The 14888-nt window shown below is 54.7% G+C and carries 15 protein-coding genes and 1 pseudogene; 8 read left to right on the forward strand and 8 right to left on the reverse strand.

Going from position 1 to position 14888, the window contains the following annotated elements; genetic code table 11:
* Window positions 1–208: 208 nt before the first annotated feature.
* Together SynSYN20_RS08570 and SynSYN20_RS08575 are read right to left on the reverse strand one after the other, a co-directional pair.
* Window positions 209–1471 carry a pitrilysin family protein gene (locus SynSYN20_RS08570; protein WP_186522999.1) on the reverse strand — a complete coding sequence of 421 codons (1263 nt, stop codon included), beginning with the start codon at window positions 1469–1471 and terminating at the stop codon, window positions 209–211.
* Window positions 1468–2664: a pitrilysin family protein gene (locus SynSYN20_RS08575; protein ID WP_186525540.1), complete on the reverse strand. Its 1197-nt coding sequence runs from the start codon at window positions 2662–2664 to the stop codon at window positions 1468–1470. Before SynSYN20_RS08575 ends, SynSYN20_RS08570 begins: the two co-directional genes overlap by 4 nt.
* A gap of 64 nt (window positions 2665–2728) precedes the next feature.
* Between SynSYN20_RS08575 and SynSYN20_RS08580 the strand changes: the two are divergent.
* The 7 genes and pseudogenes from SynSYN20_RS08580 to SynSYN20_RS08610 all read left to right on the forward strand — a co-directional run bounded on the left by SynSYN20_RS08580 (window position 2729) and on the right by SynSYN20_RS08610 (window position 8288).
* Window positions 2729–3522 (forward strand): annotated as a pseudogene (locus SynSYN20_RS08580) (phycocyanobilin:ferredoxin oxidoreductase).
* Window positions 3519–4424, forward strand: a complete 906-nt coding sequence (locus SynSYN20_RS08585) for an HlyD family efflux transporter periplasmic adaptor subunit (protein ID WP_186523000.1) — start codon at window positions 3519–3521, stop codon at window positions 4422–4424. Before SynSYN20_RS08580 ends, SynSYN20_RS08585 begins: the two are co-directional and overlap by 4 nt.
* On the forward strand, window positions 4421–5593 hold the full coding sequence (gene devC, locus SynSYN20_RS08590) for an ABC transporter permease DevC (protein ID WP_186523002.1): 1173 nt from the start codon (window positions 4421–4423) through the stop codon (window positions 5591–5593). The genes SynSYN20_RS08585 and devC overlap by 4 nt, the downstream gene beginning before the upstream one ends.
* A gap of 4 nt (window positions 5594–5597) precedes the next feature.
* On the forward strand, window positions 5598–6290 hold the full coding sequence (locus SynSYN20_RS08595) for a DevA family ABC transporter ATP-binding protein (protein ID WP_186523004.1): 693 nt from the start codon (window positions 5598–5600) through the stop codon (window positions 6288–6290).
* Between the two features lie 38 nt (window positions 6291–6328).
* Window positions 6329–6484, forward strand: a complete 156-nt coding sequence (locus SynSYN20_RS08600) for a hypothetical protein (protein WP_006171625.1) — start codon at window positions 6329–6331, stop codon at window positions 6482–6484.
* Window positions 6485–6585: 101 nt separating this feature from the next.
* A complete protein-coding gene (locus SynSYN20_RS08605) occupies window positions 6586–7518 on the forward strand; it encodes a glycosyltransferase family 2 protein (protein WP_186523006.1) in 933 nt (310 codons plus the stop codon).
* Window positions 7519–7523: 5 nt separating this feature from the next.
* Window positions 7524–8288, forward strand: a complete 765-nt coding sequence (locus SynSYN20_RS08610) for a 16S rRNA (uracil(1498)-N(3))-methyltransferase (RefSeq protein WP_186523008.1) — start codon at window positions 7524–7526, stop codon at window positions 8286–8288.
* A 17-nt stretch (window positions 8289–8305) separates the two neighbouring features.
* On the opposite strand, the gene SynSYN20_RS08615 is transcribed toward SynSYN20_RS08610, so the two are convergent.
* On the reverse strand, window positions 8306–8782 hold the full coding sequence (locus SynSYN20_RS08615) for a translation initiation factor 2 (RefSeq protein ID WP_186523010.1): 477 nt from the start codon (window positions 8780–8782) through the stop codon (window positions 8306–8308).
* Window positions 8783–8841: 59 nt separating this feature from the next.
* On the opposite strand from SynSYN20_RS08615, the gene SynSYN20_RS08620 reads away from it, so the two are divergent.
* Window positions 8842–9621 carry a TIGR00297 family protein gene (locus tag SynSYN20_RS08620; protein WP_370586666.1) on the forward strand — a complete coding sequence of 260 codons (780 nt, stop codon included), beginning with the start codon at window positions 8842–8844 and terminating at the stop codon, window positions 9619–9621.
* Here SynSYN20_RS08620 and SynSYN20_RS08625 read toward each other — a convergent pair.
* The 5 genes from SynSYN20_RS08625 to SynSYN20_RS08645 form a co-directional block, all read right to left on the reverse strand.
* The gene (locus tag SynSYN20_RS08625) at window positions 9548–10396 is read right to left on the reverse strand and encodes a sigma-70 family RNA polymerase sigma factor (protein ID WP_186523012.1); all 849 of its coding nucleotides are present in this window, start codon (window positions 10394–10396) and stop codon (window positions 9548–9550) included. The genes SynSYN20_RS08620 and SynSYN20_RS08625 overlap by 74 nt on opposite strands.
* A gap of 591 nt (window positions 10397–10987) precedes the next feature.
* A complete protein-coding gene (locus tag SynSYN20_RS08630; protein ID WP_186523014.1) occupies window positions 10988–11662 on the reverse strand; it encodes a GDSL-type esterase/lipase family protein in 675 nt (224 codons plus the stop codon).
* Between the two features lie 25 nt (window positions 11663–11687).
* The gene (locus SynSYN20_RS08635) at window positions 11688–13217 is read right to left on the reverse strand and encodes a phosphonate ABC transporter (protein WP_186523016.1); all 1530 of its coding nucleotides are present in this window, start codon (window positions 13215–13217) and stop codon (window positions 11688–11690) included.
* Complete coding sequence (locus SynSYN20_RS08640) at window positions 13214–13975, reverse strand: phosphonate ABC transporter ATP-binding protein (RefSeq protein WP_186523023.1); 762 nt, start codon at window positions 13973–13975, stop codon at window positions 13214–13216. The genes SynSYN20_RS08635 and SynSYN20_RS08640 overlap by 4 nt, the downstream gene beginning before the upstream one ends.
* Complete coding sequence (locus SynSYN20_RS08645) at window positions 13972–14886, reverse strand: putative selenate ABC transporter substrate-binding protein (RefSeq protein ID WP_186523025.1); 915 nt, start codon at window positions 14884–14886, stop codon at window positions 13972–13974. The genes SynSYN20_RS08640 and SynSYN20_RS08645 overlap by 4 nt, the downstream gene beginning before the upstream one ends.
* Between the last annotated feature and the right edge of the window lie 2 nt (window positions 14887–14888).

A 14888-nucleotide genomic window follows, 5' to 3' on the forward strand; every position in this document is an offset into this window, starting at 1 on the left:
ATCTGAGAGCATGAAATGAAGGATTTCATGTCACGGGTCAAAGAATTTGCGGTTTTTAACGATTAATGCTTTTTGCTGGAACCAAAAAGCTACCAATCAATAATTAACTCGTTGAACTCAAAAGACGTCTTCCCAAGCGATTAAAAGCCTTCTCAGCAAGAATGATTTTGCTGGTCTGATTCAAGAAGACCTCCAATCTTGCAAAGACTCAGCGCTGATCAAGTGCTTGTTTCCATCGTTCAGCCAATGATTCGATGGCAGATTTTGGCCCACAGAGACTGAGAAGTGGATTGGCCAGATGGCGGGATGCCGCCAAACGCAATGCCTTGCCATCAAGGGTCTCCAAAACCTCCATACAGCGATGGTCGTGATTGTCGGGTAGGCCGAGACCTCTGAGCTGAGCGCGACGTTCGGCTCTCTGACCTGTTGTTTGTGAGGCATGAGCCAACTGACCACGAAATTTGGCCCGCGCCAGGTTGAGGTCTGCTGCCTCCAGCGTGTGTTCCATCAATTCCTGCCAACTCATGATCAGCAGGTCCAAGGTGGTTAAGGCCTTATCAACTGCAGTGGATGCATGCAAAACAAAAGGTGAGGCCTTCGCTCTTGCTGGATGGTGCACGCCAACGTCGTAGGCCACACCATGGTCTTCGCGAAGGCGGCGGAATAGCAAGCTGGACATCCCTGTACCCAAATGGGTTTGCAACAAACGAAGGGCAAGGTCATCTGGGTGTCCGTGAGGAAGCGTTGGCTGACCGAGCATCAGCACGACTTGCTCGGTGGACTGAGGGTGGAGATAAACCTTTTGTTCCGCACTCAGAGATGCTTGATCAATTAAGTCTCTAGCGTCCGAATCAAAATCAGCAGAATTGGATTGAGGGGAAATACCGTCTGCTCGGAGCTGGTCCAATAGTCCCGCTGGAATCGAACCCGACAACGCCAAAATCGCTCCTTCGGCGCTGAGGGATTGTGCAATCGGCCGAAGAGATGCTGCGGTGAGTTGCTCCAACTCACCAGCAACTCCCAAGGGGTCATGGCCATAAGGGCCCAGCCCGTAGGCCAGATGGCGCCAACCATCAAAGGCCAGATGGAAGGGATCTTCTCGCTGACGTTGCAGTGCCTGAAGACTCAACTCCCGCTCGAGGTTCACCTGATCGGCTTGCAGATGGGGTTCATGCACCATCGAGCTCAACAAGGGAAGCAATTGAGGGCTATCGAGATCCCTGCATTTCAGGCTGATCAGCAAGCCATCTTCGTTGGTATCACAGCGAAGTCCAGCGCCACAACCCTCAACGAGATCGGCCATTTGCATGGCATCAAGGGAGCCACACCCGCGAGTCAACACGGATGCCAGCAGTTGATGTGCGCCCCTCTGGCCGATCGGATCAGCAGCGCTTCCACGACCGATCCACAATTTGGCGGCCAACACCCCTGGTGTCTGAACCGGATCTAAAACCAAATCAGTCGGGCTCATTCAGAGTCCTCCGGTAAGGCCAGAAGCGTGAACGCTTGTTCAGGTTGCAAACGAGGCAAAAGGGACTGTTGCAAGCGCTCAACCGTCCAGGTCTGCAGATGACTGAGCGGAGACAACAACGTTTGGTTGCGCCCCCATAAGGATTGGGATCCAGCAATTGCAGCAACGGATCCTGGTGCTTCCAAGCTGAATCGAAGCCCATTCCCCACCAATTGCTTTGCGCGATGCAGTTCGTCATCACCGATGGCATCCAGCGTTGCCCGGTTCAATTCCTCCGCGATCACGGTTTCCACCTGCTCGATCTGGTCTTCAGGGCAGCAGGCCTCCAGCATCACCACACTTCCCTGTTCCATCACCGTGACATCCATATCAATGGATTCCACAATTTGTAGGTCTTCCCTTAAGCGTTGCACCAAACGACTGCGCCTCCCCTCCGCCAGAAGGGTGGTCGCCAGATCGGCTCCCATCACGCTGTCTTGATCACTGGCTGCAGCCATCGGCCACGCCATCAACAAACGAGCTGCTTCCAGGCGAGGAAATCGGATGCTTTGACGTCCGCTGTGAAATGCAAGCGAACGCGAAGCGGATGCGGTTTCGTCCCCTTGATCAAGATTGACTTCGAGCTCGGCGAGGCGGCTCGAGTGAATCTGCTCCAACAGGTTCGATGTCACAGCGCCACTGATGGCCAAACAACAGTTGGGTCCGCGATACCTCCTGTTGTGAAATTGGCGCATCGCCTCTGGAGTGCTGTCGAGCAAACTCTGTTCCCAGCCAAGAATTGGACGGCCATAGGGGTGCTTTCCAAAACCCTGAGAGAGAAGGGTTTGGAACACTTGTTCGTCGGGTTGATCTCGGTACTGGGCAATTTCTTCCAGCACCACATCCCTCTCCATGCCGTAGGCGTCCTCTCTCAGCGCAGGATTGAGCACGAGGTCCAGCAACAGGTCGAGGGCGTTCTGTGCGCAGCTGGACGGCACCAACACGTGAAAGTGCACATCATCGAAACCTGTTGCCGCATTACTGCTGCCACCAAGAGCCTCAATCCGACGATCGAATTCTCCAGCCTGCAAGGTTGCACTGCCCTTAAACACCATGTGCTCTAAAAAGTGGGCAAGACCTTCTTCCCCATGGTCTTCAAAGGTGCTTCCTCCTCGACACCAAAAGTCGAGGCAAGTGAGGTCTGCATCTGGCATCAGTGCACTCACGGTTCGGCAACCGTTTTTCAAGAGCTGATGCTGCAGCTCAAGGCCGGAGGCGATCTCGTTCAGGGTCCCGTGTCAAAGTCCCATTCTGTGTTGTCCCTTGCTGGACTGATGTCCGAATCCACCAACGGTCTTGAATTGCATCCGCTGGTGACCTCGTTAGCGGAGCAAATTCGTACGTGTCGGACAGCCCTACCTGACCTGTCTCCTCTGGCTGTAGACCCGGCATTAGAGGCGATCAGCGGAATGTTGGATGGTGAAACGCTCTTCATTCGCAACGAGCTGCATCAATGCCTTGGTCTACGCAAACTGCATCTCGAGATTGCTCGCCTGGGCATGGGATTGCAGATCCTTCACTGCGTTTTTTTTCCAGATCCCAGATTCGACTTACCCGTCTTTGGAGCCGATATTGTTGCCAGCAAAGCTGGAATCTCAGCGGCCATTGTTGATCTCTCTCCCGTATGCGATGCCTTACCTGATGCGGTGAGTCAACCGCTCAGTGCGCTGAAATTGCCACCGTTTCAGCAAGTAAGAGACCTACCTGCATGGGGGACCATTTTTTCCCCTTATGTGAAATTCATACGCCCCGTAGATGAGCAAGAGGAGACATGGTTCGTTGGCCTTGTCGCTGAATACCTCAACATTCTTCGCCAGGCAATTCTGGAAACAGCTCCCGATGCTGTTAATGAACTCCCTACGATCAATCGTCAGCAAGGACAACTCTCCTATTGCCGGCAGCAGAAACGCAACGACAAAACCCGACGCGTCTTAGAGAAGGCCTTCGGGAGCGCTTGGGCCGATCGCTACATCGAAGAGATGCTGTTCGACGATCCTCCACCTCTCCCATGAAACAAATCCGTCTCTGGGTGATGGTCGGGGTGCTCGGTGCTGCTGTTGTCGGCGCCGGAGTCTCGGTCACCCGCCGGCCGGCACCAGAAGCCATACCAGCAGCTGCAGTTCCAAAAGTTCGTGCTCCGGAAGCAGTTGCTGCCCTTGGCCAACTCAAGCCAGCTGGTGAAGTCCGTCGCTTGGCAGCTCCCGTGAGTGGGTTTGGCGGTACACCGCGGATTGCTGTCGTACTTGTGAAAGAAGGGGACCAGATTCGGAAAGGTGAGCCCTTGGCAATCTTTGACAACCGACCCCAACTAGAAGCTGAAATCGCTGAGATTGACGTCCAAATCGAATCGACTGCGATCGAAGTGCAACTTCAACAGCGAGAGGTGTCCCGCTACGAAGCCGCAGCCAAGGTAGGAGCCGCCGCGATGGTGGCCTACGAGGAAAAACAAGATGAACTCAGACGCTTCCAACGCAAAGGCGTCGAGCTGATCGCGAAGCGACGGAGCCTTGAAACGGATCTTGCTGACAGCGAGTTGCTGTCTCCGATAAATGGTGTGGTGCTCAAAATTCACAGTCGCGTTGGAGAGCGTCCTGGCAGTGACGGTGTGATGGAGGTCGGAGCAAGCCAAAGCATGGAGGCCTTGGTTGAGGTGTATGAGTCGGATATCAATCGCATTTCCATTGGCCAATCCGTCAGCTTGATTAGCGAAAACGGCGGATTCAAAGGAACACTCGAGGGACGCGTCGAACGCATCACCCCCCAGGTGCGACAGCGAAAAGTGCTTTCAACCGATCCAACCGGTGATGCCGATGCCAGGGTCATCGAAGTGGATGTTGTTCTTACGCCAGAGTCGGCAAAAAGAGTGACTCAACTCTCCGGTTTGAAAGTGATTGCCCGCTTCAAGACCCCATGATCCGAGCCTTTTGGCGGAAGCGCAGAATTCCGTTGGCATCCTTGATGCTGATCCGTCAGCCCGTTCGTCTAGCTGTCGCTCTGGCCGGTATCAGCTTCGCTGGAATTCTGATGTTTATGCAGCTGGGCTTCCGAGACGGCTTGTTTGACGCCAGCGTCACCGTGCATCGCCTATTTGATGCAGACATCGTCTTAATCAGCCCACGCTCTACCAGTTCCGTGAGCATGGCTGGCTTCCCTCGTAGACGACTGATTCAAGCCATGGCCTCTCCTGAGGTTGAAGGGATTACTCCCGTCCACTGGAATCTGCTGCTTTGGAGGAATCCAGAAACCCTTGGGACACGATCCATTCTTGCGTTGGGATTTGAACCAGGCCATCCTCTTTTCACCGATCCAACGCTGGCAGAAAAAGCCAAGCTGCTCACACAGAAAGGCCGGGTCTTATTTGACGAAAAATCGCGAGCAGAATTTGGTCCCGTAGCCGAATGGTTTCGTGAGGGACGCACTGTTGAAAGTGAAATCAATGGCAAAAGAGTTCGCGTGGCCGGCCTGATTGGCCTTGGTGCGTCGTTTGGTGCTGATGGCAACTTATTAACGAGCAGCGAAACATTTTTGGATTTAATTCCAAACACTCCCTCGGGAAGTATCGAAGTGGGCTTGGTTCGCCTTAAGCCTGGAAGTGATGCAGCGCAGGTAGCTCAACGCCTTCAATCTCAATTACCAGATGATGTGACCGTGCTGACCAAGCAAGGATTCATCGATTTCGAGCAAAATTACTGGCGTACAAGTACATCCATTGGCTTCATTTTTACCCTCGGTGCCGCCATGGGTTTCGTGGTGGGCTGCGTCATTGTTTATCAAGTTCTATATTCAGATGTGAGCGATCATTTGCCCGAATACGCCACCCTGATGGCGATGGGTTACAAGCTCAATAGTTTGCTGGGAGTTGTGGTCAGAGAAGGCTTGTTGCTTGCTTTGTTTGGTTACTTACCGGCCTACGCCGCCGGACAGGGCCTGTACCTCTTGGTGCGAAACGCCACCCAGTTGCCAGTGGCGATGAACACGGTTCGAGCCGTGAGCGTGTTCAGCATGATCTTGATCATGTGCATGCTCTCAGCAGGTCTTGCCATGCGCCGACTCGTTGATGCCGATCCCGCGGAGATCTTTTAAAGCAATGGGAACGAGCTCACTCACCATTGATATCCAGGCACTGAGCCATTGGTATGGCAAAGGCTCAACCCGCAGGCAGGTTCTGCAAGGTGTTGACCTGCAAATTTCTGCAGGTGAGGTGGTCTTACTCACAGGTCCGTCCGGCTGTGGCAAAACAACCTTGCTCACCTTGATCGGAGCGCTACGAAAGGTTCAGGAGGGTGATGTTGAAGTGTTTGGACAGCAGCTACGCGGAGCGGCTCGAGGCCAGCGTCAGCGTTTGCGCCGTCGCATCGGCATGATTTTCCAGGGACACAATCTTTTGCGCTGTCTCTCCGCTGAACAAAATGTTCAGATGGGAGCTGATTTGTTGCCGAATCTTGGCTACAGGGCTCGTCGCGATCAAGCACGGGAGTGGTTGCGGTCTGTGGGACTAGAAGACGAATTGGGAAAACTTCCCCATGACCTGTCCGGCGGACAAAAGCAGCGCGTAGCGATCGCCAGAGCTCTTGCAGCCAAACCTCAGCTCCTCTTAGCCGATGAACCAACCGCTGCTCTCGACAGCGGCACAGGCCGAGAAGTTGTTGAGTTGTTGAAGCGCCTCGCGCGAGAACAGTCGTGTTCTGTCCTGATGGTGACGCATGATCCGCGCATCCTTGATGTGGCAGATCGTCTTGTTCGAATGGAAGATGGGCGTCTTTACCAGACGATTCGTTAAGTTGGTCTGAGTTTAAGAATTGGAATCTTCCAAAACGCATGGCTAAGCGCAGAAACCTCAAGAAGGAAAAGCAGGAGCGCAATCGCGCTTACGCCCGCAAATTTAAAAAGCGCAAGCTGCGCAACGATGGCCGTGGTGAAGGTGCTGGTAACGGAGTGACCGGTACGGCAAACAATGGTGGTGCTGCGGATTGATCGCTTTGGCGTGACCCTGCATCGTTTGTATTAGGAGAGGGGGAGACCCCTCTCTTTTTAATGGCTTTAGGCTGAATCCTTAATGCCTCTGTTTCGCGCGGATGTTCATCAGCGTCGTCATCCCCACTTACAACCGGCGCTCCATTCTTGAGAAGTGTCTTCAGGCACTGGAACACCAGGATCCCAGCGGAGAGATCGAGACCTACGAAGTGGTTGTCGTCGATGACGGTTCCAGCGATGGCACTCCCGACTGGTTGCGTCAAAACGCAGCTCACTTCCCCCATGTCCGCCTTGTGGAACAACAACATGGCGGACCTGCTGAAGGTCGTAATCGCGGCGTTGATCATGCCAAAGGCGATGTGATCGTTTTTATCGATAGCGATTTAGTGGTTACATCAAGCTTCCTGGCATCCCATGCCCGAGCTTTAAGTCGACGTTGGAATCAGCAGGACAATCGTCTCTGTTTCACTTACGGGGCCGTCATCAATACGGCCAACTTTGATCAGCCAACGGCAGAACGGCACAAACTGCGGGATCTCTCCTGGGCGTACTTCGCAACAGGAAACGTGGCGATCGACCGTGAGGTTTTGGAACGATCGGGGTTATTTGATCTTGGGTTCCGCCTCTACGGATGGGAAGACCTAGAGCTCGGAGAGCGACTCAGGCAAATGGGTGTGGAACTGGTGAAGTGTCCAGAAGCGGTTGGCTATCACTGGCATCCAGCCTTTCGCCTGGAGCAAATACCAGACCTGATTCGTGTGGAGCGGGAACGCGCTCGCATGGGATTGGTTTTTTATCGCAAGCACCCCAGTCGTCGGGTCCGCTTCATCATTCAGTTCACCTGGTTGCATCGCGTGCTTTGGTCCTTGCTCACGCTCGGCGGCCTTCTCAATGAACACAGCCTGCGGCCGCTCATGGCTTGGCTGATTCAACGGGGCCAACCATCCCTGGCTTTGGAGTTGTTGCGTCTTCCCCTGAACAGGATTGGTGTTGAGGCGCTGTATCGCGAAGCCCGACAAGCTGGCTTGAACTGAACCGAATGGTGGCAGAGCTGCGTCGGTTACTGATCGAGCCCAAACGATTGGCCGATCGCGATAGCAATGGATTCCTTGTGCTACGTGATGACGAACGTCATTACCTCCGCCGGGTTTTACGGCTGCGTGCTGGATCACCAGTGGCGGTAGTGGATGGCCGCGGCCATCTTTGGGAGGGATGGTTTCAGGGAGAGGAACAGCTTCTTCTCCCCAACAGTTGTGAAACCACAAGCCCAGCCAAAAGCCCTCAGCTCGGTCTTGCGATTTCCCTAGTGCGTCGAGGCATGGATGACGTGATGCGCATGGCTTGTGAGTTAGGCGTGGATTGGATCCAGCCCTTGCAAGCAAAGCGATGTACACCCCAAGCGGACTTCAAACCAGAGCGCTGGCAGCTGATCCTCAAAGAGGCAGTCGAGCAATGCGAGCGGCTCTGGATGCCCCAGCTCCTACCACTTGCATCGTCGGATCACTGGTGGTCGATGCCGGAAAACGGCGATACGCGGGCGATTGCCACTACACGAGTAGAAGGGCTCATGGCATTAGAGCCTTGGTTGCAGCGCCAGACCCCTGAAAGCAACTGCATCTGGCTTGCGATTGGTCCGGAGGGAGGCTGGGACCCTCAAGAACAAGCGCAAGCCTTAACCGAAGGATGGTCGCCGGTCAGTCTCAGTGAGGACATTTTGCGCTCTTCCACAGCAGCAATTGCTGGGGTGGCAACGCTCAGCAGTTGGCGTCGTACGACGCTGACCACTGAGCCAACCAACTGCTGAGAACAACTGAAGAGGCTTCAGCTACTGAACAGTTCGGAGGCCATGTCCTTGAAACCCTTCAAATTGCGCCCAGGACGACGCGGCTCAGAACGAAGGGCACGACCAGGCTGAAGCATGTCTGGAGCGAAGGTGCTGAGCGTCGCGACAGGACGGGCCGCTTCAGCCTCAGCCAGGGCAGATGCGATCGCTTCCGCCGTGGTCAGGGAGCCAGCTGCGGCTGCCGGAGCCACTGGAGCTGGTGCAGATGCTGTAACTGGAGCAGCAGCCGCAGCTGGAGCAGCAGCCGTAACTGGAGTGCTCACCGCTGAAGCTGGCATAGCGGTCTCAGCCGTGCCACTTCCATCCGTTGTTTTGGAAATGGCGGGAATCGGCGCAAGAGACTCCTCTTCACCGTCCTCGACAGGGAGATCGCGCACAGGCGCGATCTGAATCGCCTGGTCGGTCGGAGCGCCTTCCTCGAGATTCAGGAAAAAGCCTTTGCTCTTCAGAGCCATGCAAGGTTCCGGTGGACAACGTGGGCTGATTATCCAACCCAAACAGTCTGAATGGGCTGATGCTTAGGGCAGTGCAACACAGCTCGATGGTTTTGCCCGACCAAAGCATCACGATGTGGGGAATAGCCCTGCTTCTCAATGGCGTGCTGATCGCTATTGCACAGCCCCTTCCCCTCCTGACACCAAAAGGTTGGGTGCATGCAGGAATCCTGGGAACAATTCTCTGGGGCTGCCTCGGCTGGAGAGGCTGGGTCGCAGTAGTGATCTACCTCGTATTGGGATCACTGGTCACACGCCTTGGCTTTGCCCAAAAACAAAAGCAGGGGCTTGCGGAGGCGCGTGGAGGCCGAAGAGGACCAGCAAACGTTTGGGGATCTGCCTTCACTGGCACGGTGATCGCCCTTTCGATTGGAGCAGGCATCGGCTCCACCACGCTGTTGCTCATTGGATTTGCAGCAAGCTTCGCGGCCAAACTTGCTGACACCTTTGGCAGTGAGATCGGCAAACGCTGGGGACGAACCACCGTTTTGATTACCAGTCTTCGCAGAGTGCCAGCAGGAACGGAAGGTGCCGTGAGCTTGGAGGGCACCCTGGCGAGCGCCGCCGGCAGCCTGCTGATGATGCTGGTGATGGCCGGGCTATCGGTGTTGACCACACCCACGGCAATGATCGTGGTCGCGATTGTGGGTCTGATCGCAACCCTGTTGGAAAGCCTGCTGGGAGCTCTGGCTCAAGAGAAGGTCAGTTGGTTAACGAATGAAATCGTCAATGGGTTGCAAACCGCTTGGGCCGCCGTCTTGGCGATGCTGATCGCGGTTTCTTTAGGACTTGGTGGCTGACGGAAGGATAGGCAGTAGAGGATTGCGCTGCCTGCCGCAAGATGCTTAAAGCCGCGCGAATGGATTGGCGAAGCACGCCTGGCTGAACCTTCTCTCTCAAGGCAAGATCTTTGATTGAAATGTTGTCGACATAACGAGCAAGAAGCCAACAACGCTGTTGCGGCTCAAGGGTCTTCAACGCATCCTGCAGCCATAGAAGTGTCGGTTCATCCAGCGATACAGGCATGGAAGAAGGATCCTCGATCTGATCGAGCAGGGAGCATCTCAGCTCGCCTTCTAAGGCCTGCATGGAAGGAGCAACATCCAGCGATTCCACATGGCCGAAAGCATGAGCGATCAGGGCCTCTCGCCAACGCTGAGGGCTCACTTGGAGGGATGCCGCGAGGCCTTGCTCATCCAGTGGCTCGAGTCCCTGCTGCAAGCGTTGAGCCTGAAGACGCACACCCTTGCTATGCAAGTCCTTCAAGCGCCAAGGAATCCTCAGCGCATGTTGACGATCACGGCGGAAATGCAGAATTTGGCCGTTGACTCTGGTCAACACGTAGGTGCTGATACGAAATCCACGTTGAGGATCAAAGTTGGCCACTCCATGGATCAAACCCACGCGACCTTCTTGGATTAAATCGTCTTGCTCGCCTGGATAGCGAGCCGCTTGATGGATAGCTGCATGGTGCGCCAATCCAAGATGTTCAAGAACAGAATCGTTGCGCTCAAGGATGGGCTTGGGCAACGATCTGCGCTGCTCGCGCCGTCGAAGACTTTGGGTGGAAGGCATGAAGCATGGGTATGTACGACCCTTTCAACGTCGCTTTGTTCGCCGTTTCCACCCTCCTCCTTTTCAATGAAAGGTGCCACTCGAAAGGATGAAAAACAGTTCATCCTTTCGATGCCATTCCTCACACTGGGGAAGATGGATTAATCCATAAGCCCACATACCCCACTTAAACAATGAATCAATGAAAATCCTAGATGGACTCAAAAAAAAGAATTGCACTAATGAGAGAATAGCTCTCATCGATCATCTTTTACCTTTTCCATCTTCTTTAGCCATTACTTGCTAGTTCAATTGTTACTACCCAGACCAATTAAACTGGCTAATGCTTGCCAGCCTGCACTAAGAAACATAGCAACACGCCAAAAATAAACCAAAGATGTGTAGCAGTAACCTCTGGTCTTCTCACGGCAACAATGAAGCGAGGAAGGAAAATATAAAAAGAGCAAATAAGATTTAGCGGAATCTCATTACCCTTATTTTTGGTGCCCGCATATGTTAATCGGCTCTACTTCAATGCTGGTAGCAATCAGAACTAATCCTTGTAGCAAAAAACACCCTTAGCGAGGATTACAGGAGTGAAGGGTTCACCAACTAAATGGTGGGTGTGAACTGACGGTGGGGCTCGAGACCAGCCCAATTAAGAAGGGGCTTCCACCCCTGAAGACGTTGATGAATCCAGTAATGACCAGTGCTGTTGAGATGAATCCCATCGGGTTCCAACCAGGTGAGCCAATCAGGCTCTGCTGCCATCGCTTGGTGCAGGCTTAAAAACGGAACATCGGCCTCCAGACATGTTTCCTCCAATTGCACTTCATGGATGGCCACTGCCTCATTGCTGTACCAAAGACAGTCAGCAAAAGGCATGACCGCTTCATCAACAACGCTGAGCCCCATCACCATGACTTGGGTAGCAGGCGTCATCGCCGCAAGCAATTGCTCCAGCCCGAAGCGAAACGCTTCAGCGCTCAATTGCTGCCGTCCATCGAGCCTCCCAACCCGTGCACTGTCATTCAGTCCCACCGAAAGGAGCAGACCATCGGGCTTCTGACGACGGAGTTCACCGCGGCAACTCCACTCTTGCTGCCAACGCTGAGCAACGCGCTCCAGTCCGTCCCCACGAATGCCAAGCCCGTACACCACTGGGGCAGAGGGCATCGACATCCATTGACGCCTCAAGCGTTCACACCATCCACCCCCCTCTGGATCACCCCATCCGTACACACCGCTATCACCAATCACGACAAGCTTGCGGGGCGCTGTTGTCATCACTGGCGGTCACGCAATCCAGATGTCAGCTTTGCAGCCAGAGCGAACGGCAACGATCACTGAGTGACTCCCCAGTGATCGTGAGGGCGCAGTAGCAACAAAGCACTAACACCACCGCGGCCCAATGAAAGGAACTGAGTGATTCCAGCAGCTGCCAGCCCAAACCACTTCCACCGATCACTCCCACCACCACTGTTTCGCGGAGAATCACATCGCTGCGGTAGGCCCCGTAAGCCAGATAACTAGGGCTTTGGGGACTGAGCAGGCCGTACAACCAACTGATCCGCTCCGAACTCCCCATCGCTCTGAGGGCGTCTTGATGCTGGCCACTTTGTTGCTGAAGGCCTTCGAGCAGCAAACGCCCCATCACCCCACTGTTGTGAAGACCAATCGCTAGGGCACCAATCGCCAGGCTCGGCCGATTGCTGAGCAACAGCAGAAGCACCATCAGTGGCGGGGGAATCCAGCGCATGCAAGCCCAAAACATGGAGCAGCATTGATGCCACCTTGGTGACGGCCAAAGGAGCAAGGCCAGAGGTGGGAGTCCAATGGCAATCCCCGCTGCCAACACGGTGAGACCCAGCGTTTCCAAAATCATGCGCAACCAAGGAAGTTCCTGGGCGGCGGCATTCAGTTGGGTCCAAGAAGGAACCTCTAGCCCGAACCAACTGAGCCCTGAAAACTGATCGGGGACGATGTGCCGTAGCCAAAACGTGCCGATCACCCCAAAAGCAATCGCCAAAAGTCCAAACAACAGGATTCGACGCTGACCATGCACACCCACTCCGGACCGTTTTCGCCAAAACCTCAACAGCTGCTCAAGAATCAACATCACGGCCGCTAAAACCCACAAACCTGTCCACAACTCACGGAACTGCAACGACTGCAGGGTGAGCTGCAGTTCGGTGCCAAGCCCTCCCAAGCCAAAAACCCCCAGCAAGGTGGCGCTGCGCAAGGCACACTCGAGCCGGTACCCCCCGTAGCTCATCAAAACGCTGCCCATCCCTGGGTTGAGAGCCGTCATCAGAGCAGACAGCGGATGCACACCAGCGCTGATGAGGGCATGGAGAGGACGGTGGTCTGCGCTGTCGAGATGATCTCGCCAAATCCTTGCAACCAGAGCGCTGTACGGAATCGCGATAGCAGCGACAGCAACGTAAGGATGGAGCCCAAACACCTGCAGTAGCAACAGTCCCCAAACCAGCTCATGCACGGCTCTTGGGATCGCAAGGCCCCGGCGAAGCCCTGTCGCTGGCCAGGTAGGCAGAGACCAGCTTCTCCAAACCACATCCGCACAAACGCTGCCGAGCAGCACGCCAAACAACAAACTGAGGCTCCAGCTCAGAAAAGCCGTGGCCATGGTGACGCCAAGACCATGCCAAACCGCATGCAGGACATCGGGATCCAACGATGGATGCAGCGCCCCTGAAAGGAATTGCTGCCAAATCGAGAGCCCGCCTCCATGCAGCCCTGTCCAAGTCACGATGAAGACGGGCACCAGCGCCATGGCAGGCAACAAGGTGAGCAGGGGTGCCGCTGGTTTTAGGCGGTTCATCCGGCCTCGTACAACCTCGACAGGTCAGCAGCAGTGAGTTGCTCTGAGGGTTGATCCATCACAAGCTCCCCATTCTGCAAACCGATCACACGATCAAAGCGATGAACGAGTTGGGGTTGATGCAAGCTGATCACAATCGCCTTGGCGCCACAATTCAGCGGCCCCTCTGGTGAACGATTCAGCAAGTGATCCAACAAGTCAGAGGCGATTGCAGGATCCAAATTGGCGATCGGCTCATCGGCCAGGATCAGTTGCGGTTGCTGTCGCAGCAAACGGGCAAGAGCCACGCGTTGTCTCTGCCCTCCGGACAACTGGCGGATCGGAGCATCGATCAACCCGCGCTCGATGAGATCGGCATCCAGCCCTGCGCGCTGAAGGCAATGTTTGCAAGCCGATTGATCCACGTTGAATAACAGATTGGCCAATCCCCAGATCAAGTTGTGGCGCCCCAAGGCGCCGCTATTGACGTTTTGTCCAACGCTGAGCTCTTCCACAAGCAGCAAGTCTTGCCAGAGCATTCCGATCTCCCTTTTCTTGCGGCGAGGCATGGTGCAAACCGACGCACCGCGCCAACGCACCTCTCCCTGGTCCACACGAAGACTGCCATTAGCGATGGCCAGCAAGGTGCTCTTGCCAGCCCCACTTCGTCCCAACAAGGCGATTCGCTCCCCCTCAAACACCGAGAGGGAAATCGAGCGCAGTCGATCTCCTCTCGGGCCACTCAGACTTACATCTACCAACTCAAGGAGAGAGGTCAACGGATCTTGCCGAGCTGACGACCCACCTTCTCAATGGGTTGATATTGAGATTCCTGCGCTGGAACAAAACGTTTGGCTGCAAACAACTCCAAAATGGTTTTCTGCCGCTCGTTGGTGGGGGTTAAACCCAAAATGGCCTTTTGGAGTTTGGTGGTGAATCCCTTCCCAAAACGTTGATCAAGATTGGGGCGTACCACCCAGTGGTAATTCCCAAAAGGAGGAGTTTTCCAAATCACTTTCACCTTGTTGGGATCCACTTTCCCGTTCTTAACAGCCACATTCCAAACGGGCTCACTAACAGCACCAGCCTGATAAGAGCCGCTCTGCACCAAAGCGATCGTGGCATCGTGGCTGCCACTGAAGCCTGCTTGTCCTCCAGCGAATTGCTTCGGGGTCACTCCTGCTTGGGCCAGAAAATGCTGAGGCATCAATCGCCCCGACGTGGAGCTTTCTGATCCAAAGGTGAAGCGCTTTCCTTTCAGGGATTTCAAACCATCAATGCTGCCGATGGGTTGTAAACCCGCTGAAGTATTAGCAATAAAGACACTGTTGAACTTGGCGTCGATCGCCCGTTGTGCCAAAACCTGAGCACCTGGTGTTTGAAGACGAGCCTGAATACCTGTGAGCCCTCCGAACCAAACAAGGTCCAAACTTCCGGTCCTAAAAGCACTCACGGCTGCTGGGTAATTGCTCACTGGCACGTACCGCACAGAAACCTTGAGTTGGTCGCTTAATTCAGTGGCGAGTTGGCCGTAACGACGATTTAAACGTTCTGGGTTTTGATCAGGTATGGCCCCGATCCGAAGTGTTGCTTGCGCATTAGCAGGAAGGACCGTTGCGCCTTGACCACAAAAAAGGGCCAAAAGAACAACGGCCCCTTTTTTTCGGACCCGCGTCAAAGGATTGGTCATGC

This window comes from Synechococcus sp. SYN20, from assembly GCF_014279555.1.
Lineage (GTDB): Bacteria > Cyanobacteriota > Cyanobacteriia > PCC-6307 > Cyanobiaceae > Synechococcus_C.

Excerpts from the sequence above, each read along its gene's own strand:
- SynSYN20_RS08610 (WP_186523008.1), top strand. The coding sequence starts at position 7,524 with ATGGTGGCAGAGCTGCGTCGGTTACTGATCGAGCCCAAACGATTGGCC.
- SynSYN20_RS08570 (WP_186522999.1), bottom strand. The coding sequence starts at position 1,471 with ATGAGCCCGACTGATTTGGTTTTAGATCCGGTTCAGACACCAGGGGTG.
- SynSYN20_RS08585 (WP_186523000.1), top strand. The coding sequence starts at position 3,519 with ATGAAACAAATCCGTCTCTGGGTGATGGTCGGGGTGCTCGGTGCTGCT.
- SynSYN20_RS08635 (WP_186523016.1), bottom strand. The coding sequence starts at position 13,217 with ATGAACCGCCTAAAACCAGCGGCACCCCTGCTCACCTTGTTGCCTGCC.
- SynSYN20_RS08620 (WP_370586666.1), top strand. The coding sequence starts at position 8,842 with ATGCTTAGGGCAGTGCAACACAGCTCGATGGTTTTGCCCGACCAAAGC.
- SynSYN20_RS08630 (WP_186523014.1), bottom strand. The coding sequence starts at position 11,662 with ATGACAACAGCGCCCCGCAAGCTTGTCGTGATTGGTGATAGCGGTGTG.
- SynSYN20_RS08645 (WP_186523025.1), bottom strand. The coding sequence starts at position 14,886 with ATGACCAATCCTTTGACGCGGGTCCGAAAAAAAGGGGCCGTTGTTCTT.
- SynSYN20_RS08625 (WP_186523012.1), bottom strand. The coding sequence starts at position 10,396 with ATGCCTTCCACCCAAAGTCTTCGACGGCGCGAGCAGCGCAGATCGTTG.
- devC (WP_186523002.1), top strand. The coding sequence starts at position 4,421 with ATGATCCGAGCCTTTTGGCGGAAGCGCAGAATTCCGTTGGCATCCTTG.
- SynSYN20_RS08595 (WP_186523004.1), top strand. The coding sequence starts at position 5,598 with ATGGGAACGAGCTCACTCACCATTGATATCCAGGCACTGAGCCATTGG.
- SynSYN20_RS08605 (WP_186523006.1), top strand. The coding sequence starts at position 6,586 with ATGTTCATCAGCGTCGTCATCCCCACTTACAACCGGCGCTCCATTCTT.
- SynSYN20_RS08615 (WP_186523010.1), bottom strand. The coding sequence starts at position 8,782 with ATGGCTCTGAAGAGCAAAGGCTTTTTCCTGAATCTCGAGGAAGGCGCT.
- SynSYN20_RS08575 (WP_186525540.1), bottom strand. The coding sequence starts at position 2,664 with ATGCCAGATGCAGACCTCACTTGCCTCGACTTTTGGTGTCGAGGAGGA.
- SynSYN20_RS08600 (WP_006171625.1), top strand. The coding sequence starts at position 6,329 with ATGGCTAAGCGCAGAAACCTCAAGAAGGAAAAGCAGGAGCGCAATCGC.